General features: G+C 68.2%; 8 protein-coding genes. 4 read left to right on the top strand and 4 right to left on the bottom strand.

The genetic code is table 11. From position 1 onward, the window contains the following. Position 1: 1 nt before the first annotated feature. From EV192_RS36505 to EV192_RS36490, 4 genes are read right to left on the bottom strand one after another with little or no spacing between them, the layout of a single operon-like run. On the bottom strand, positions 2-1,210 hold the full coding sequence (locus tag EV192_RS36505; RefSeq protein WP_132123191.1) for an ROK family transcriptional regulator: 1,209 nt from the start codon (positions 1,208-1,210) through the stop codon (positions 2-4). After that, entirely contained in the window at positions 1,210-2,064 is an 855-nt protein-coding gene (locus EV192_RS36500; RefSeq protein WP_243727303.1) for an ABC transporter permease, read from the bottom strand. Before EV192_RS36500 ends, EV192_RS36505 begins: the two co-directional genes overlap by 1 nt. Continuing rightward, entirely contained in the window at positions 2,061-2,882 is an 822-nt protein-coding gene (locus EV192_RS36495) for an ABC transporter ATP-binding protein (protein WP_132123190.1), read from the bottom strand. The genes EV192_RS36500 and EV192_RS36495 overlap by 4 nt, the downstream gene beginning before the upstream one ends. Next, on the bottom strand, positions 2,879-3,883 hold the full coding sequence (locus tag EV192_RS36490) for an ABC transporter substrate-binding protein (protein ID WP_132123189.1): 1,005 nt from the start codon (positions 3,881-3,883) through the stop codon (positions 2,879-2,881). The genes EV192_RS36495 and EV192_RS36490 overlap by 4 nt, the downstream gene beginning before the upstream one ends. 276 nt (positions 3,884-4,159) lie before the next feature. Between EV192_RS36490 and EV192_RS36485 the strand changes: the two genes are divergently transcribed. From EV192_RS36485 to EV192_RS36470, 4 genes are all read left to right on the top strand, one after another. Further along, positions 4,160-5,077 (top strand): TauD/TfdA dioxygenase family protein, encoded by a 918-nt coding sequence (locus EV192_RS36485; RefSeq protein ID WP_132123188.1) that lies wholly within the window; start codon positions 4,160-4,162, stop codon positions 5,075-5,077. 467 nt (positions 5,078-5,544) lie between these two features. Further along, positions 5,545-7,218 (top strand): ATP-binding protein, encoded by a 1,674-nt coding sequence (locus tag EV192_RS36480; RefSeq protein ID WP_132123187.1) that lies wholly within the window; start codon positions 5,545-5,547, stop codon positions 7,216-7,218. Positions 7,219-7,371: 153 nt separating this feature from the next. Next, a complete protein-coding gene (locus EV192_RS36475) occupies positions 7,372-8,730 on the top strand; it encodes a serine hydrolase domain-containing protein (RefSeq protein ID WP_132123186.1) in 1,359 nt (452 codons plus the stop codon). Beyond that, a complete protein-coding gene (locus tag EV192_RS36470; RefSeq protein ID WP_481730151.1) occupies positions 8,723-21,061 on the top strand; it encodes a non-ribosomal peptide synthase/polyketide synthase in 12,339 nt (4,112 codons plus the stop codon). Before EV192_RS36475 ends, EV192_RS36470 begins: the two co-directional genes overlap by 8 nt. Positions 21,062-21,066: the final 5 nt, after the last annotated feature.

Here is a 21,066-nt window from a genome sequence, read left to right as displayed (position 1 = left end):
CTCAGACTCCCAGTCGGATCGGGTTGTGGATACTCAGTGGGTCGGTGTAGATGGCGTCCAGCTGCACCGCGCCGGCGGCCACCCCGAGGACGTCCTCACCGAAACTGCTCGGCACTGTCGTGTCGGCCGACGTGCCCAGCCGCGACGTCGCGGCGACCTCGGCCCGCAGTGCGGCGACGCATTCGGCCAGCCGGATCACGCCGAGTTCGGTGACCACCAGCACCTCCGGGTTGACGATGTCGACCAGCACCGCCGCGGCCCGGCCGACCAGCGTGGCCCGCTCGACGAGCAGCTGGACCGCCGCCGGTGACCCGCCGACGGCCGCGTCGCCGAGGTCCGCGATGGACGGCCGGTCGATCACACCCGCCCGGTACGCCCGCCAGGCCCAGGCCCGGTCGGACACAGTGGCCTCCAGGCAGCCGTACCGGCCGCACGGGCAGCGGACCGTCGCGTCCCCCAGCGCCAGGTGGGCCACCTCGCCGGCCGCCGAACGGGCCCCGCGATGTGTGGCGCCTCCAGTGACGATGGCGGCGTCCACGACGTTGCCGACGAACAGGTGGACCATGGACTCGCGATGGCCCGCCGCGCCGAACAGTTGCTCCGCCCTGGCCAGGGCACGCGCGTGACTGTCCACAAGGACCGGTAAGCCGGTCCGCGCGGTGAGCAGTTCCCGCACGGCCACTCCGCGCCAGCCGAGCGAGGCGTGCTCCACCAGGACGCCGTGCTCGGTGTCGACCCATCCGCCTGCGGCGACGCCGAGGCCCAGCGGGATGCGTCCAGGGAGCAGTTCACCGTGCAGTCGCACCAACCTGTCGGCGGCGTCGGTCAGCACCTGTCGCGGGTCGTCCGGATTCTGGTGCGGCACCCGGAGTTGGACCCGTACCCGGCCGCGCAGGTCCAGCAGGGCCAGTGTGCAGTATTCATGGGCGATGTGGATACCGGCGACAATATGCCGGCCGGTGTCGATGTCCAGCGGGATGTGCGGCCGGCCGACGCCCTGGTACGGCACTGGGCCGACCACCTCGGTGAGCAGGCCGAGATCGGCGAGTGCGACGCAGTGCCTGGTCACCGCGGCCGGGCTGAGCCCGGTCAGCCGGGCGATGGTGCTGCGGGCGACCGGCCCCTGCCGCAGCACGGCGCCCAACAGCACCGACGCGGCCGAACCGCGTCGGTGCTCGCCCGGCAAGGCCGCGATGGTCAGCTCGCTCATCAGGCTCCGACCGGCACGCGCCATGACGTGAACCGGCGTTCCAACGCGACCAGTGCCTGGTTGAACAGCACGCCGATGGCGGAGATGGTGATGATGCCCGCGTACATCTGCGGGATGGCGAAGTTGAACTGGGCGGCGTTGACCAGGTAGCCGAGACCGGCCTTGGCGCCGACCATCTCGGCGGCCACGAGCACCAGGATGGACACCGCGCCGGCCAGCCGGATCCCGGTGAACACGGTGGGTGTGGCCGCGGGCAGGATCACCTTCTGGAACAGCCGGAATCCGGACAGGTCCATGGATTTGGCCAGCCGCAGCAGGGTCGGGTCGACATCACGGACCGCGCTGATCGTGTTCAGCAGGATCGGCCACGTGCAGGCGTAGAACACGATGGCGATCTTCGACGTCTCGCCGATGCCGAGCAGCAGCACGAACACCGGCAGCAACGCCAGCGCGGCGGTGTTGCGGAACACTTCGAGCAGCGGCCCGAGCAGCGTGGCGACCGGTTTGTACCAGCCGATCAGCAGGCCGAGCGGAACGGCGACGGCCACCGCGAGCCCGAACCCGGCCAGCGACCGGACCAGGCTCGCCTCGGTGTTGCTGGCCAGCTGTCCATTGCCAAGCAGATCCCACCAAGCCCCGAGCACAGTCGAGAACGGCGGCAAGAACGTCCCGTCCACCAGCCCGAGCCGCGGCGCGACCTCCCAAACACCCAGCAACAAGGCAACAGCCACCACCTTCCCAGCGGCAGTCACCAGCACCCCGCCAACCCGTCGCCCCACGTGCACCCCAACAGCCGGTGTGTCGCGCGTTGCGGGATGGTGTGTCGCGCGTTCCCGTACCATGAATTCGGTCATGCCCCCACCACTTCCTTTTCCTGTCGCTGGGCACGGGACACCTCGTCGCGCAACAGGTCCCAGATCTGGTGCCGGTAGCGGGCAAACGCGGAACTGGACCGGAGGTCCACTTGGCTGGTCCGGTCGGCCAGCTCGATCGGCACCACCTGCTTGACCCGGCCGGGTCGCGACGTCAGCACGGCCACCCGTTGTCCCAAGTAGACGGCCTCGTCGATGGCGTGCGTGATGAACACGACGGTCTTGCCGGTGCGCTGCCAGATGCGCAACAGTTCGTCCTGCAAGGACTCGCGGGTCTGCGCGTCCAGTGCGGCGAACGGCTCGTCCATCAACAGGACGTTCGGGTCGTACGCCAGGCTGCGCGCGATCGCGACCCGCTGCCGCATGCCGCCCGACAGCTGGTGCGGGTGTCGTTCCTCGAAACCTTTGAGCCCCACCAGGTCCAGGAACTCCCGGGCGCGGTCGGCGCGTTGCCGGCGGGGTACGCCGGTCGCCTCCAGTCCGAACTCGACATTCCCCTGCGCGGTGCGCCACGGCAGCAACGCGTACTGCTGGAACACGATGCCCCGATCGAGTCCGGGACCGGTGACCGGCACGCCGTCCAACCGGATCTCGCCCTCGGTCGGCTCGGTCAGCCCACCCAGCAGGTCGAGCAAAGTGGACTTGCCGCACCCGCTCGGTCCCACCAGCACCACGAACTCGCCGCGCGCGACGTCCAGGTCGACGCCCTCGACCGCGGTGAACTCGGTGCGCCGCCGGGACTCGCGGTCCTTGACCAGGAACCGCTTGGTCACGTTACGGAAGCTGATCTGGGTGGTCATCGGGCGACGTCGTTGAAGTCGTTGGTGTACAGGTCCGCGGCCCGCACCTGGCCCGGCTTGATCTCGCCGCGGTCGACCAGCCAGTCGACCCACAGGCCGAGCTCCTTGTCCACGATCCGGCCGCCCTTCTCCGCGATACCGTTGGACTTCCAGTACTTCAGCGCGGACCCGTCCTCGTTGCGGCCGCGCTTCTTGACGATGTCGACCTTGCGCGCGACCACCTGGTCCCGCGGGGTGATACGGCTCCATTCGATCGCCTTCGCCACACCGGTGACGAACGTGCGCGCCGTGTTCGGGTTGTCCCTGAGGAACTTCTCGGTGAACACGTACGTACCCGCGGTGAACGCGCCGAGCAGGTCGTAGTCGGAGAACAGCTTGCGGATGCGGCCCTTCTCCAACGCCTTGTCGCGCAGGATACCGCCGAGCACACCGACCTCGATCTGGTTCTGCCGCAACGACTGTTCGGTGTTCACCGGCGGCACCACGATCGGCTCCACCTTCTTGATCTCGTCGAGGGTGAGGCCGTCGCGCTTGAGGTAGATGTCGAGCATCGCCTCGCTGTGCGCGCCGAGCGTGTTCATCCCGACCTTCTTGCCGAACAGGTCCCGCGCTGTCCTAACCGGACTGTCCTCGGTCACGTAGAAACCGTTGTAGGCGAACTCGTCGGCGCCGTAGTAGCCGATCACCGCCTTGATCGGCGCGCCCGCGGCCCTGAGCTTGACCACCGCGCCGTTGAACGCGCCGCCGAAGTCCACCTGCCCGGTGGCGGCGGACTGGATGTCCTGCGGACCGCTGATGGTGTTGCCGACCCACTCCAGTTTGAGGTCGCCGAGGTAGCCCAGGTCCGCGGCGAGTTCGGGCAGGGTGACGTCCCCCACCGAGCCCTGGTAGCGCACTGTCTTGGTCTCACCGCCGGCGCCGGCGGCGGTCGAACAGCCGACGGTGGCCGCCGCCAAGCCGAGGAAGGTCAGGCCGAGGAAGTCCCGTCGGGTGCTGGTCACGTCGAATCCTTTGCTGGGAACCAAAAAGTGCGGACTGGCGCACGACGCAGAGCCTCACACCCAGGTCAGGCCCGGTCAACACGCCTACCGGGCGTCCCACATCATGGAGTCGACGGTCCACGACCCTGGACATCCACTCGTTAATTTCTCCGCGCAACGAAGTCGAGCCCCGTCCACCTGGTGGGACGACTTACTTTCCGGCCGAGGAAAGTTGTGCCCGCTGTGTCCGGTCGCGCATCGTTGATCGAAACCGCTTCTCGCGAAAGGACATCCGCGATGACCGCACAGCTGTCCACCGAAGTCACCGTGCACAAACTGGGCGCGGGCATCGGCGCACGGATCGACCGTGTCCGGCTCGGCGGCGAACTGGCGCCGGACGCCGTCGCCGCGATCAGGGCGGCGCTGCTTGCCAACAAGGTCGTGTTCTTCCGCGATCAGGGGCACCTGGACGACACCGGGCAGCTCGCGTTCGCCCGGCTGCTCGGCGAGCCGACCCTGGCCCACCCGACGGTCAAGGGCCGGGAACACACCAATGTGCTGGCGTTCGACTCCGACTACGGCAAGGCCAACAGCTGGCACACCGACGTCACGTTCGTCGACCGGGTGCCGGCGATCAGCATCCTGCGGGCCGTCGACCTGCCGCCCTACGGCGGAAACACCGTGTGGGCCAACACCGCGCTCGCGTACGACAACCTGCCCGAGGCGCTGAAAGCGCTGGTGGACCGGTTGTGGGCGGTGCACACCAACGTCTACGACTACGCCGGGCACGTCGACTCGACCCGGATCGGCGGGGTGGACGTGCAGGAGAAGGCCTACCGGGACGAGTTCGTGTCGCAGCGGTACGAGACCGAACACCCGCTGGTCCGCGTGCACCCGGAGACCGGTGAACGGGCATTGCTCCTGGGCCATTTCGTCAAGCGGATCGTCGGCCTGACTCCTACCGAGTCACACGCGATCTTCGAGCTGCTGCAGAACCGCGTGACGCGGCTGGAGAACACCGTGCGGTGGCAGTGGGCCGACGGCGACGTGGCCATCTGGGACAACCGGGCCACCCAGCACTACGGCGTCGCCGACTACGACGACGCCCACCGCCGCCTGCACCGGATCACCATCGCGGGTGACGTCCCGGTGAGTGTCGACGGCGTCGCCAGCACCACGGTCACCGGCGACGCGACCCACTTCTCCAGCGTCTGACCCGGTTGGCGGGAGAGCGGGCCGGTTGGCCAGTGCCGTCGTGGCCGGCCGGCTACCGCGCCGATGGCATGTGACCTGGGCCGTGCGAGATCATCAGTGTCATTGTGAGCCAACGATTTCCGGTTTGGAGGTGGTTGTCCGACGACAGTTGGTGTGTCCGTTTTCACCGAGCGAGGTAGGATGATCCTGGCCGGTGAGCCCGCGACAAATGAGGGGCGCGCTCCGCGGTGTTACGCCGGTCGGCCTAGTTGCTGTGTCGTCTGGAGGCTACGGTCCAGTATGTGGTTCGGTCGGGCCGAGTCTGGGTAAGTGTGGTGTCGTTGGTGGCGTTGTGTAACGACTTGCTTACCGGCATGAGCGGAGAGGAAGCTGATGTCAGGAGCGTGCCCGGCCAGGTGGTGTTCGTCCACAGTTGACAGTTCGGTTCGTTGTACGCGCGCTGGAGTCCAGGTGCGCAGGAGATAGGCATGAAGGCCCAGGAGCCTGGCACCCCCGTGCCGGATCCGTTGAACAGCAAAGGTGTCGTCGAGTTCGTCGGGCTGCTGAACCGGTTGCGGCTGTGGGCCGGGCAGCCGTCGCTGCGGCGGTTGAGGGCACTGGGTGGCCAGATCAGGGCCCCGAGCGGTTCGCTGGTGGACGTCCTGCCGTCGAGTACGACGTCCGCGGTGCTCAACGGTGAGGGCCTGCCACGGATGGAGTTCGTCGAAGCGTTCGTGGGGGCGTGCCTGAAGGCCGGCGGCAGGCCGGTCAGCGAGATCCACGACGAGGTCGAACGGTGGCGGGAGGCCTGGCGGCGGATCGCCATCGTGGCACGGCACGCTGAACCGGTTACCGTACCGCTGAGATCGCCGGACGGCCCGTGCGGTGTCGGCCGTAACGACCTGCCCAGTGACGTCGTGGACTTCACCGGCCGGGTGGAAGAACTGCAGTGGCTGTCGTCGGTGTTGTCGAACAACGACAATCACGGCGCCGCGGCAGTGGTCTTGACCATTGACGGGATGGCCGGGGTGGGCAAGACCGCGTTGGCGGTGCACCTCGCGCACCAGCTCGCCGCGCGGTATCCGGACGGCCAGCTGTTCATCGACCTGCACGCGCACACCGCCGGCCGGGAGCCGCTGCGGCCGGCGGCCGCGCTGGCGACGTTGTTGCGGGCGTGGGGTGTCGGGGCGGACCGGATCCCGGACGAGGTGGATCCGCAGGCCGCGTTGTGGCGTTCCCTGCTTGCCCGTCGCAGGATGCTGATCGTGCTGGACGACGCGGCTGACGCGAACCAGGTCCGGCACCTACTGCCAGGTACGGCAGGTTGTCTGACGGTGGTGACCAGTCGGCGGCGGCTGGTCGGCCTCGACGCCGCCTACACGTTGTCGCTGGATGTGTTGCCCCGCAACGACGCTGTCGCGTTGTTCGGCCGGGCTCTTGGCGACGACCGGGCCCGGCGTGATCCCGTCGCGGTGGCGGACGTCGTGCGAATGTGCGGACATTTGCCGTTGGCGGTCCGGTTGACGACTTCGCGGCTGCGTACCCGCCCGGTCTGGACGGTCGCCGATCTCGCCGACCGGATGCGGAACGGCCGGCGGCTGAGTGAGATGGCCGCTGAGGACCGTGGTGTCGCGGCCGCGTTCACCGTGTCATACCAGCATCTTTCGCCCGATCTGCGCAGGGTGTTCCGGCTCGTCGGCATGCTTCCCGGCGAGGAGTTCGGCGCCGACGTGGTCGCCGCGTTGGCCGGCTGCGGTCGGGACGAAGCCGAACGCTCCTTGGAGGAGTTGCTGGACGTGCACCTGCTGCGGCAGCCGACGGCCGGGAGATACCGGCTGCACGAGCTGCTGCGCCACCACGCCTACTTGTTGGCACACGAGACCGAGACGGCCGACGAACGGCGGGCCGCGGTGGCTCGGGTGTTTCAGTACTATCTGAAATCCGCGAAGAATACCGCCGACAGCACTGGTCCGGACACCATCGCGTCGAGCGACGAAGCCACAACCAGGCTGTGCGCCCTGGGCAAGCATATGCGGGGAATAGTCCAAGTGGACGGTATTGGCGACCGCTATCGGCAGGCGCCCGAAAATTTGATCAGAACGACGGACGGCTCGCTGCGTTGTGACCAGCGGATAGCGCCGGTCTGTCCTTTCTCCTCGTGACAAGAACTCCGGCACTTCAAGCGCGTCCAACGCTGTCCGGTGTCGTCCAGAACTGTCCACGGCATTGCGGGTGAAACGTTTCTGTGATGCTCTTGTTCTGCTGTCTGCGACTTGGATAGGCGATAAGTTGATCTCGCTCCACGGAGAGGCAGAATGGACGTCAGTCGTATTTTCGGGGGTCTGCGTCGTTTAGTGGACGAGTACCGAATCCCGGGTACCCAGCTCGCCATCTTCGCCGACGGGAAGCTGACCGCGGCCGAGTTCGGCGAAGAGGAGCGGGGCGCCGGCCGCGCCTTGACCCTGACCTCCAAGTTCCCTGTCGGTTCGATCACCAAGGCGTTCACCGCGACGGTGGCCATGGTCCTGGTCGCGGACGGGGAGCTCGACCTGGACAGCCCGGTGGTGGCGGACGTCCCCGAGTTACGGGGCCTGCCCGGTCATTTCCAGGCCGGGCTGACGTTGCGTCGCCTGCTCAGCCACACCGGCGGCCTGCCCGACGACGAGGTGCCGGCGGTGACGCCCCGCAGCTACGTGCTCGACTGCTGCCACGGCCTGTCGGAGGTGCAGCGGCCGGGTGCCGGCTTCTCGTACTCGAGTGTCGGCTACGTCCTGGTCGGCTACCTGATCGAGCGCGTGACCGGGATGACCTGGTGGGAGGCGGTCGACGCGGTTCTGTTGCGCCCGCTGGGTATTCCGGCCGCGTTCGTCGCGGGGCCGCGGCCGGCGGAGCCGATCGTCAGCGGACATTCGGTGAACCTGGTGCTCGACCGGACGCGGGCGGTGGAGCAGACCATGACGGCGGCCGAGGCGCCGGCCGGCGGCCTGGCGATGAGCGCGACGGACCTGGTGTCGTTCGGCCGGATGCACCTAGGCGGCGGGTCGTCGCCCACCTTGCCCGACCCGGCCGGGCTCGCCGAGATGCGGGCCGCGGTGCCGGAGGCCGAGCCGTTCGGCCTGGCCGACGGGTGGGGCCTGGGCCTGGCGTTGTTCCGTGGCGAGGGCGGCGACTGGTGGGGCCACGACGGCAATACCGAGGGCACGTCGAGCCACCTGCGCATTGACCCGGCCAATGCCACGGTGGTCGCGTTGACGACGAACGCGAATACGGGATTCGCCATGTGGCGGGATCTCGTCGCGGATTTGCGCGAGGCCGGCGTCGATGTCGGGGACTACGTCGCGACCGAGGACGTGCGGCCGTCGACGGCGCTCCCGATCGACTGTCTGGGCGATTATGTCAACGGGGACACCAACTACTCGATAATTGCTGGTAAAGACGACACGCTGCGCCTCGTCGTCGATGGTGAGCCATTCGCGGAGCTGACGCTTTACGACGATCTCCGTTTTGTCATGCGAGAGTTGGTCACCGGCGTCTCCGTTCATGTGGGACGGTTCCTGTGCGAGCCGGGTGGGGGACGGGTGGATCGAATTCAGGTCGGCGGTCGCTTGGCCTGGCGAACGGACGCGCATTACCCGGCATGGGGTCCTGAAAGGTCTGTGTCCAATGGTGTCTGACGGTGGGAACTCATTCGCGCCGAGCACGGCCGACACGGTCGCGGTGTTGTTCCGCGAACAGGCACGGCGAACGCCGGCGGCGCCGGCAGTGATCTCCGACGACGTGGTGCTGACGTACGCACAGCTGGAAGCGCAGGCCAACCAGGTGGCCCATCACCTGGTCCGGCTCGGTGTCCGTGCCGAGGACCGGGTGGGCGTGCTGATGGACCGGTCGACCGATGCCGTCGTGGCCGAGCTCGCCTGCCTCAAGGCGGGCGCGGCGTACGTTCCGCTCGACGTGCGCGCGCCCGCCGAGCGGATGTGGATGGTGCTGGCCGAGGCCGAAGTGGCGGTGCTGCTGACGGACCAGGCGTGGCGCACGGCGGCCGAGGCGATCCACGGCGGGGTGACGGTCACTGTGGACGGTGTGGCGCTTCCGCCCGAGCCGCCGGCGGCGCCGGACGTTCACACCTATCCAGACCAGTTGGCATACGTTATGTACACGTCGGGCTCGACTGGCATACCGAAAGGTGTCGCCGCCCGGCACAAGGACGTCGTGGCCCTGGTGTGCGACCGTCGATTCCGCAGCGGCGCGCACGAGCGGGTGTTGCTGCATTCTCCGTTGGCGTTCGACGCGTCGACCTACGAGCTGTGGGTTCCGCTGCTGAGCGGTGGCCAGGTCGTCATCGCCCCGCCCGGTCACCTGGGCGCCGACGTGCTGCGCCGGGTCATCCGCGACCACGGCGTGACAGCGGTTTTCCTGACCACAGGGCTGTTCCGGCTGATCGCCGAGGAGGCACCGGAGTCATTCGGTGGGGCGCACGAGTTATGGACCGGTGGTGAGGTCGTGCCCGCCGCCGCCGTCCGCCGGGTGATGAACGCCTGCCCGGGGCTGGTGGCGGTGGACGTGTACGGACCGACCGAGACCACTACGTTCGCGACCTGCCATCCCATGCCGTCGGTTGAGCAGGTGCCGGACGTGCTGCCGATCGGCAAGCCGCTGGACGGCACCCGGGCGTACGTCTTCGACCACGACCTGCGACCGGTGCCCACGGGTGCCGACGGTGAGCTGTACATCGCGGGCGCGGGCGTGGCCAGGGGATATCTGAACCGGCCGGGCATGACGGCCGAGCGGTTTCTGGCCGATCCGTCGGGGCCGCCGGGCTCTCGGATGTACCGCACCGGCGACCTGGTGCGGTGGACCGCGGACGGCGACCTGCAGTTCAGTGGCCGGGCGGACAACCAGGTGAAGATCCGGGGTTTCCGGGTCGAGCCGAGCGAGATCGAGGCGACGCTGGCGACGCATCCGAAGGTCACCCATGCCGCCGTCGTCGCCCGCGAGGACCCGAGTGGCCGCAAGCGGCTGGTGGCTTACGTGGTGCCGGCGGACGGCGACCCGATGCCGAAGCCCGGCGAGCTGCGGGCGCGGCTGGGCCAGTCGCTGCCGGACTACATGGTGCCGTCCGCGTTCGGTGAACTGGCCACGCTTCCCTTGGACCGTAACGGAAAGCTGGACCAGCGGGCGTTGCCCGAACCGGACTGGACGCAGCTGTCGAACGGGCATTCCGTGGCGCCACGCACCGAGTCCGAGCGGCTGGTCGCGCAGATCTGGGCCGACGTGCTCGGCGTCGACCGGGTCGGTGTGGCGGACGACTTCGTCGAACTGGGTGGCGACTCGATCGTCGGGATCCGGATCGTTTCACGGATCCGTGCGTTGTTCGGTACGGATCTGTCGGTGCGCGCGGTGTTCGACACTGGGACTGTGGCCGGGCTGGCTGCACTCCTACCGGAGCCGACCGGTGGGAACGCCGACCGGATCCCGGTTACCGCGCGGGGAAACGTCGTCCCGATGTCGTTCGCCCAGCGGCGACTGTGGTTCCTGGACGACTTCGCGCCCGGCGGGATCGAGTTCCACACCGGGGTGGGCATCCGGATGTCCGGGGAACTGAACCTGAGCGCACTGGGGACCGCACTGAACACCCTGGTCGCCCGGCACGAATCGCTGCGCACTACGTTCGAGTCGGTGGACGGCCAGGGAACGCAGGTGATCCACGCGACGGGCTCGCTGCCTCTCCGGGTGGTCGACGTCTCTCATCTGTCCGACAAGGATCGAGCTTTGGACGAGGCGGCACGTGCGGACGCGGCCACTCCGTTCGACCTCGAACACGGCCCGTTGGTCCGGGCGACCCTGGTCAGGCTGGCCGAGACCGAGCATGTCCTGGTGGTCAGCCAGCACCACATCATCACCGACGGCTGGTCGGTCCAGATACTGGTCGACGAGTTGATCACCCTGTACACGGCCGCACTGAGCGGCGAGGAACCACAGTTGCCGCTTCCACCTGTCCAGTATGCGGATTTCGCTTTGTGGGAGCGAAACCGTGCGGTGGGCGAACAACTGGAGTACTGGACTGAGTGCCTGGCGGGCCTGGTTCCGCTGGAAATGCCGACCGACCGGCCCCGGCCACCGGTACGTACCTCGTCGGGCGCCGTTCACCGCCGTCAGCTACCGTCCACAGTGGTCGCTGAGCTGGCGAAGGTGGGACAGGCCAACGGTGCTACTCCGTTCATGACGTTGACGGCCGCGGTGAAGCTACTGCTGTCCCGGTACGCCGACCAACGTGACATCGCGCTCGGCACAGTCACCTCCGGCCGCGGTCACCACGATCTGGAGTCTGTCGCCGGGTTCTTCGTCAACACCTTGGTCCTGCGGTCACAGGTGGACCCGGCGTTGCGCTTCCCGGATTTCCTCGCCCGGGTGCGGGAAACGGTCCTGGAGGCGTTCGCCAACGACGAGGTGCCGTTCGACCGGGTGGTCGACGCCCTGCGACTCGACCGCGACCCCAGCCGGGCACCGCTGGTCCAGGCCGTGGTGGTGATGCAGAACGCCCTGGTCGCTCCGCGTGTCGTCGAAGGACTGCGGATCGACGAGTACGACGTGCCTCGCCTGGCCGCGCGGTTCGACCTACTCGTGGAGTTCTGGCCGTACGACGACTCGTTCACCGTGTCGTTCGAGTACAACACCGACCTGTTCGAGCGGACCACGATCGAGCGGCTGGGGGAGCACCTGGAGGTGCTGCTGGCCAGCATCGCGGCGGATCCGGACCAGGTCGTGGGCGGGCTTCCGCTGTTGACCGAGCCGGAGCGGCGGCAGGTGCTGACGGAGTGGAACGGCACCGCGTCCAACGTGCCGGACAAGGCGCTGCCGGACTTGTTCACCGAGCAGGTGCGTCGGACACCGCGGGCGACGGCCGTGGTCTTCGGCGACTCGTCCATGAGTTACGCGGAGCTGGACGCCCGTACCAACAGCTTGGCCCAGCGACTGATCCAGGTCGGCGTCTGTACTGAGTGGACTGTCGGTGTTCTGATGGAACGGTCGGCCGACCTCGTCGTCGCGGAACTGGCTGTGGTGAAGGCGGGCGGGGCTTACGTCCCCCTGGATGTCCGGATGCCGCCCGAACGCCTCCGGATGCTGCTGGTGGATGCGGGCGTGTCGGTGCTGTTGACCGACCTCTCGCTCGAACCAATCGCCCGCATGGTCCACGGTGGTCATTGCGTTGTCGTGGATTCGACGACACAGGAGGAACCTGTCAGGCTTGGCGTGCGTCCGGACGCCCTCGCGTACGTCATGTTCACGTCGGGGTCGACCGGTGTGCCGAAGGCCGTGGCGGTCAGCCATCGCGATGTCGCCGCGTTGGCGTTGGATCCTGTCTTCCGTGACGGTGGGCACGAACGGGTGCTGTTCCACTCGCCGCAGGCGTTCGACGCGTCGACGTACGAGTTGTGGGTTCCGCTCCTGAACGGCGGCCAGGTGATCGTGGCTCCGCCTGGTGACGTGGACGCCGACGTGGTCCGGCGGATGGTCGTCGACCACGGCCTGACCGGATTGTGGTTGACCGCCGGGCTGTTCCGGATGATCGCGGGAGAATCGCCTGAGAGCCTGGCCGGGTTGCGCGAAATATGGACTGGCGGGGAGGCTGTGCCGGCCGGCGCGGTCCGGCGGGTGCTTGCGGCGTGCCCCGGCGTGGTCGTGGTCGACGGCTACGGCCCGACGGAGACCACCACGTTCGCCACCCGACACGCTATGTCCGCGCCCGCCGATGTACCCGATGTCGTCCCGATCGGACGTCCACTGAGCGGTGTGCGGGTCTATGTGGTGGACGGGTGCCTGCAGCCGGTCCCGGTGGGGGTGGCCGGCGAGTTGTTCATCGCGGGGGCTGGGGTGGCCCGTGGTTACCTGAACCGGCCTGGGTTGACCGCCGAACGGTTCGTGGCCGACCCGTTCGGGCCGGCCGGGGAACGGATGTACCGCACAGGTGACGTGGTGCGCTGGACCGCCGCGGGGGAGTTGGTCTTTGTCGGCCGGGCCGACGACCAGGTGAAGATCCGCGGCTTCCGGGTCGAACCCGGCGAGGTCGAAGCGACGCTGCTCCGGCACCACGACGTCACACAAGCCGTGGTGGTCGCTCGTGGAAGCGGTCTCGTGGCGTACATTCTACCATATACTGTAGACACAAGTGCATTGCATAACTTCGTCGCGCGGACGTTGCCCGACTACATGGTGCCTTCTCGGTTCGTCGCGGTCGACGCGTTGCCGTTGAGCCCCAACGGAAAGATCGACGTGAGCGCCTTGCCGGCGCCCGAGGTGAATACTGTCTACCATGTACCGGCCAGGACGGACCTCGAACGGACACTGGTCCGGATCTGGGGCGAGGTGCTCGATACCGAGGTTGGAATCGAGGACAACTTCTTCGCGCTGGGCGGGGACTCCATCGTCTGCCTGCAGATGGTGGCCAGAGCCCGCCGGGCCGGCCTGCACACGACGTCCAAGGACGTGTTCCTACACCAGACGATCGCGTCGCTCGCCCCGTATGTGACTGCGGCGCAGGCGACTGACCAGGGACCTGTCAGCGGTCCGGTGCCGTTGACCCCGATCCAGCACTGGTTCTTCGAGACCCAGACCGTGCGGCCCGAGCGGTTCACCCAGTCCATCGTCGTGGGCCTGGCCGACGGCGTCGACGAGACGACCCTGCTCGCTGCTCTGGCGGCCGTGGTCGAGCACCACGATGCCTTGCGGATGCGGTTCGAACATACTGAAGACGGTTGGCGACAGTACAACGACCCGGTAGACGCGGTACACGGCGACGGGTTGGGCCACGGGCCGTTGATCGAGGCGGTCCGGGATGGCCAACGCCTGCGGTTGTCCGTGCACCACCTGGTGGTCGACGGGGTGTCGTGGCGGATCCTGCTGGAAGATCTCGACCGGGCGTACCGGCAACTGACCCGAGGCGAGAGCAATGCTCTCGGTTCCAAGTCGACCTCGTTCCGGGACTGGGCCCGTCGGTTGGTCGACCATGCCCGGTCCGGCGGGTTCGACGACGAGCTCGACTACTGGACGACCAGGCCGGACGACCATTCGACGCTCCCCGAGGACAGCGCCGGCCCCAACACGGTGGCCTCAACGCGTTCGGTCACCGTCCAGCTCGGCCGCGACGAGACCACGGCACTGTTGCGGGACGTCCCCGGGGTCTACCGCACGCAGGTGAACGACGTGCTCCTGGCCGCACTGGGCCGGGCGCTCGGCCGAGTGCCGATCGACGTGGAAGGTCACGGCAGGGAAGAACTCCTTGACGGCGTGGACATCTCCCGCGCAGTCGGCTGGTTCACCGCGAAGTTCCCGGTCGTGCTGGACGTTCCGGACGGGGACTGGGACGTGGTGTTGAAGTCGGTCAAGGAACAGCTGCACGCGGTGCCGCGCAAAGGCGTCGGCTACGGCGCCCTGCGCTACCTGACGGGATCGACGCTCGCCGGCGAACCACCGGTTGCCTTCAACTATCTTGGGCAGTTCGACTGGCCGTCCGGCGACGGCCTGATCCAGGCGGTATCCGGCGGTTTGGAGTTGACCGCGGACCCCGAGGCGACGCGGCCACACCTGCTGGAAGTGGTCGGCCGGGTGGACGGCGACTGCCTGGAGTTCACGTGGTTCTACTCCGACCAGAGACACCGCCCGGACACCGTTCGACGACTGGCCGACGAGATGCTCGCGGCCCTGCACGCGATCATTCGACACTGCCGTCAGCCCGGCGTCGGTGGCCGTACTCCTTCGGACTTCCCGCTCGCCCGGCTTGACCAGACCACTGTGGACAGACTGGTGGGCGACGGCCGGTCGGTGGCGGACATCTATCCGCTCACGCCGATGCAGGCCGGGATGGTGTTCCACGGGCTGTCCCAAGGCGATCAGGGCGTGTACCTGGAGCAGGTCGCGTTCGTCCTGGACGGGGTCGCCGACCTCGCCGCGCTCGGCCGAGCCTGGCAGGAAGTGGTGGATCGGACACCCGTGCTGCGTAGCCAGGTGATCTGGGAAGGCGTTGACGAGCCGCTCCAGGTCGTATGCGAAAGCGTGCCGCTGCCGGTCGCGTACCTGGACTGGAGTGGGCTGTCCAGAGAGGACGAACTTCGGCAGTTGCTCGCCGCCGACCGGGCCCGGGGGATCGACCTCACCACCGCGCCGCTGTCACGGGTCACGCTGGCGCGGCTGTCCGGTGATGCCGTGCAGTTGCTGTGGACGTTCCACCACCTGCTGTTGGACGGGTGGAGTGTATTCCAGATCCTGGCCGATGTGTATGCTGTATACACGAGACAGGAGCCGCCGAACCGCCGTCCTTTCCGGGACTACGTCGAATGGCTGGCCGCACAGGACGACCAGGCAGCCGAGGAGTACTGGCGGGCGATGCTCGCCGACCTGGTTCCCACCCCGCTGCTCTACGACCGCGCGCCGACGCGGGCACACACGGCAAGCTCGTCCCAACGGATCGTAGTCGACCTGGAGGTCGAACAGCTCCGCACGTGGGCCAGGCAGAACGGCCTGACCACGAACACGGTTCTGCAAGGGGCTTGGGCCTTGCTGCTGTCGCGTTACAGCGGCCACCGGGATGTCTGTTTCGGCGTGACGGTGTCCGGTCGGCCCGCTGACTTGTCCGGAGTGGACGCCATCACCGGCGTGTTCATCAACACCGTACCGTTGCGGGTGTCCGTGGACGACGAGTCGACCATTGTGGACTGGTTGCGGCGGCTGCAAGCCGTCCAGTCGGACTCGCGGCGGTTCGAACACCTGCCGCTGGCCCGCCTTCAGGCGGGGACCGGGTTGTTCGACAGCATCCTGGTGTTCGAGAACTACCCCGTCGCTGTCGCGCGACAGCTGCCTGTCCGTGACCTGACCGCAGTGGAAACGACGAACTACCCGCTCGCCGTCGTGGCCAGCCCGGGACAGCGATTGTCGATTGAGTTCGGCTACGACCCGGCCCTGTTCGACACGTCCACTGTGGAGCGTATGGCCGGTCATCTGCGGACGCTGCTGGCCGGGATCGTCGCCCGTCCGGACCGAAGCCTGCGTGAGCTCGTGCCACTGAACGACCAGGAACGCGACCAGATTCTGGTCGCTTGGAACGACACCAAGCGCGAAACGCCGTCGGGCACCTTGCCGGAGTTGTTCGCCGAGCAGGCGCGCCGGACACCCGAAGCCACCGCCGTCGCGGCCGACGGGATGTCACTCAGCTACGCGGACCTGGACGGCCAGTCGAACCGCCTGGCCTGTCGGTTGACGCGGTTGGGCGTCCGGGCCGAGCAGCCGGTGGGGCTGCTGATGGACCGTTCGGTGGAGCTCGTCGTGGCCGAACTCGCCGTGGTCAAAGCCGGCGGGGCGTACGTTCCTGTGGACAGTCGCGCGCCGGCCGATCGGATGCGGCTGATTCTCGCCGGAACACAGGTGCTGGTCACGGATCGGGCCTGGGTGGACACGGCCTGCGAGATCCACAGTGGACCGATTGTGGTCGTGGACATCGACGAGCCACTGGATGAGGCGCCCGCTGTCGACGTCCATCCGGACAACCTGGCGTACGTGATGTACACGTCCGGGTCGACCGGGACGCCGAAGGGAGTCGCGGTCCGCCATCGTGACGTCGTCGCACTGGCCTTCGACCAGGGTTTCCGGTCGCACGAGCGCGTCCTGTTGCACTCTCCCTCGGCGTTCGACGCTTCGACGTACGAGATGTGGATGCCGCTGCTGACCGGCGGGCAGGTTGTCGTGGCCCCGCCAGGTGACGTGGACGCCGATGTCCTGCGCCGGATGATCCGCGAGTACGGCGTGACGGCCATGTTCCTGACAACAGGCCTGTTCCGGGCCATCGCCCAGGAAGCGCCCGATGCGTTCGCCGGTATGCGCGAGGTCTGGACCGGCGGGGAGATCGTTCCGGCGGCTGCGTTGCGGCAGGTGCTGCACGCGTGTCCAGGCCTGGTGGCGGTCGACGTCTACGGCCCCACGGAGACGACCACCTTCGCGACCAGGTACCCGATGGCCGACACGATTCCTGACGTGGTTCCCATCGGTCGACCGTTGGACAACATACGCGCTTACGTTGTCGACTCGGCGCTGCGGCCCGTGCCGGTCGGAGTGCCCGGGGAACTGTGCCTCGCGGGTGCCGGCCTGGCTCGGGGGTACCTGAACCGCCCGGGGTTGACCGCCGAGCGATTCCTGGCCGACCCGTTCGGGCCGCCCGGTGACCGGATGTACCGCACCGGGGACACCGTGCGGTGGCGCTCGGACGGGGTACTCGAGTTCGTGGGCCGGAGCGACGACCAAGTCAAGATCCGCGGCTTCCGGATCGAGCTGGGTGAGGTCGAATCCGTGGTGGCGACGCATCCTGACGTCGCCTCGGTCGTGGTGCAGGCCCGCACGGAACACTCCGGTTCGAAGCGGTTGGTGGCCTACGCGGTAGCAGTTCCGGGCCGGAGTTTGAGTCCCGCGGACGTGCACCGACACACCGCGGTGGTGCTGCCGGAGTACATGGTGCCGTCGGCCGTGGTCGTCCTGGACGAGCTGCCGCTGGACCCCAACGGCAAGGTGGACCGGCGGGCCTTGCCCGCACCGGCGGCCGAACCGACGTCGGGCCACGTGCCGCCACAGACGGCTACCGAACGCGTGCTGGCGGACATCTGGGCGGAAGTGCTTGGGGTGGACCGGATCGGTGTCGACGACGACTTCTTCGGGCTGGGTGGCGACTCGATCGTGGCGATCCGGGTGGCGTCCCGCGCTCGCCGGGCCGGTCTCGGGCTGATGCCCCGTGACCTGTTCCACCACTCGACCATCGCGTCGCTGGCGGCCACCGCCACCGCGACGGCGCCCACCGTGACCAGCGACGACATCGTCCTCGTCGATCAGACCATTGTGGACAGACTTTCCAGCGCAGAGGACGTCTACCCGCTGACGCCGATGCAGGCGGGCATGGTGTTCCACGCCTTGTCCCAAGGCGACCAGGGCGTGTACCACGAGCAGGTCACGTTCGTGCTGGACGGCGTGCCCGATCTCGGGACGTTCGGGGCGGCCTGGCAGTACGTGGTCGACCGGACACCAGTGCTCCGCAGCCGGGTGGTCTGGGAAAGCGCGCCGTTGCAGGCCGTGGAACGTCAAGCGACCTTGCCGATCCGCGAGCTGGACTGGACGGGCCTGGCCGAGTCGCGGCGCCGAGCGGAGTTGGACACGCTACTCGAGACCGACCGCGCGAACGCCCTGGACCTGACCACCGCGCCGCTGGCGCGACTCGTTCTGGCGCGGCTGTCGGCGAACGAAGTACGCGTGATCTGGACGTTCCACCACCTGTTGTTGGACGGGTGGAGCGTGTTCCAGGTCCTGTCCGACGTCTTCGCCGCGCACTCCGCGCTGGCCGCCGGCCGGCAGCCGGACCTGCCGGCTCGACGGCCGTTCCGGGACTACCTCGCGTGGCTCGCCGGGCGGGACGAGCGGGATGCTGAACAGTACTGGCGGTCCGTCCTCGCTGGCATGGACTCGCCCACACCTCTGCCTTACGACCGGCAACCGGAGCCGTCGCATGCCGCGCGCTCGGCCGCGTGGCTGACCGTGAAGGTGGCGTCCGACCGGCTGGACGAGGTCGCCCGGCGACACGGGCTCACCATGAACACGATTCTGCAGGGTGCGTGGGCGCTGGTGCTGTCCCTGCACAGCGGTCGGCGGGACGTCTGTTTCGGATCGACGGTCTCCGGCCGCCCGGTCGAACTGTCCGGTGTGGACGACATCACCGGCATCTTCATCAACACCCTGCCGGTCCGGACCGAAGTGGACAGTGCCGCGACGGTATCCGAATGGCTACGAGCGTTGCAGACCGCTCAGGCGGAGGCGCGACGGTACGACTTCCTGCCGCTGACGAAACTTCAGGCGTTGAGTGACGTGCCGGCGGGGGCGGGTTTGTTCGACAGCATCGTGGTCTTCGAGAAGTTCCCGATCGATGACGAGTCCGCCCGGACGTACGGTCTGACCCTCCGTGACCTCGCCGCGGCCGGCATGCCCAACTATCCGTTGAGCATCGCGGCGAGCCCAGGCGACCGGTTGTCCGTCGACATCGGCTACGACCCCACGCTGTTCGACGAGTCCACGATCCAGCAGCTCGTCGGACACCTCGTCCGCGCGCTCGACCTCATCGGCGAGCACCCGACTGTGCCACTGGCGCGGATCGACCTGGTGTCCGATGTGGAACTCCATCAAGTGCTGCGGGCGTGGAACGACACGGACACGGACCTCCCGCTTGGCACGGTTCCGGAGATGTTCGCCAGGCAGGTGCGGCGGACACCGGACGCCACCGCTGTCGTGTCCGACGAGGAGAAGCTGACCTACGCGGAGTTGGACGCGCGAGCGAACCAGTTGGCCCATCGGCTGGTCCGGCTCGGCGTGACCGTCGAACAGCCGGTCGGGATGCTGATGGACCGTTCGGTCGCCGTCGCGGTGGCCGAACTCGCGGTCGCCAAGTCCGGCGGGACTTACGTGCCGCTGGACGTGCGCGCCCCGCTGGAGCGGCTGCGGCAGCTGACGGCCGACGTGTCGGTCATACTCACGGACCAGGCGTGGCAGCGGATGGGGTCGCTGATCCACAGTGGCCCGATCGTGGTCGTCGACACAGATTCAACGGACAATGAGTCCGCCGAACCGCCGGGCATCACGGTACATCCCGACAACGTGGCCTATATCGTCTACACCTCCGGGTCGACCGGCGCCCCGAAGGGTGTCGCGGCGCGGCACCGGGACGTGGTCGCGCTGGCGTTCGACCGGTCGTTCCAGGCGCACGAGCGCGTGATGCTGCACTCGCCGCTGGCGTTCGACGCCTCGACGTACGAGTTGTGGATGCCGTTGTTGACCGGCGGTCAAGTTGTGGTGGCGCCACCCGGGGACGTGGACGCGGACCTGGTCCGGCGGATGATCCGGGAGCGCGGCGTGACCGCGATCTTCCTGACGACCGGTCTCTTCCGGGCCGTCGCCCAGGCCGCGCCGGACAGCTTCGCCGGCGCCCGAGAGGTCTGGACCGGCGGGGAGATGGTCCCCGCGGCGGCGTTGCGGCAGGTCCTGAGCGCGTGCCCGGGTCTGGTCGTGGTCGACGTCTACGGCCCCACGGAGACCACCACGTTCGCCACCACGTTCCCCATGGTCGACGCGGTGCCGGATGTAGTACCCATCGGCCGACCGTTGGACAACATGCGCACCTATGTGCTCGACGCGGCGCTGCGGCCGGTTCCGCGGGGAGTGACAGGGGAGCTGTTCATCGCCGGCGCCGGGCTGGCCCGTGGGTACGTCGGCAGTCCGGGACTGACCGCGGCACGGTTCGTCGCCAATCCGTTCGGGGAGGGGCGGATGTACCGCACCGGCGACCTGGTCAGATGGCGGTCCGACGGCGCGCTGGAGATCCTCGGCCGGATCGACGACCAGGTCAAGATCCGCGGCTTCCGGATCGAGCCGAGTGAGATCGAGGCGGTCCTGGAGGACCACACCGACGTCCGGGCCGCGTCGGTGCTGGCCAGGGAGGACAAACCGGGACACAAGCGCTTGGTGGCCTACGTCGTGCCAGTCGACAAGGCTCTCGTGGCTGACGAGTTGCGTGCCTGGGTCACGCGCTGGTTGCCGGACTACATGGTGCCGGCGGCGTTCGTGACCATCGACGAGGTGCCGTTGAACGCCAACGGGAAAGTGGACCGCAACGCGCTGCCGGATCCCGACGCCGGGTACGACGCCGAGTACGTCGCACCCCGGACGGACACCGAACGGGCGTTGGCGGGCATCTGGGCCGAGGTGCTCGAACTGGAGCAGGTCGGCGCCGAGGACAACTTCTTCGCGCTCGGCGGCGACTCGGTACGCAGCCTGCTGGTCGCGTCCCAGGCCAAGGCGGCCTTCGACGTCGTCATCTCGCCGCGGGAAGTGCTGACCCGGCAGACGGTCGCCGCGCTGGCGGATCTCGTCGAGCAGAAGGTCCTGCTGGAGATCGAGCAGGTCGCGTTCGGCGCCCAGGGCGAGCGGTGAGGAGA

The organism is Actinocrispum wychmicini, from assembly GCF_004345645.1.
In the GTDB taxonomy this organism is placed as follows: Bacteria; Actinomycetota; Actinomycetes; order Mycobacteriales; family Pseudonocardiaceae; genus Kibdelosporangium; species Kibdelosporangium wychmicini.
This window is presented reverse-complemented; position numbering and strand designations above follow the sequence as displayed.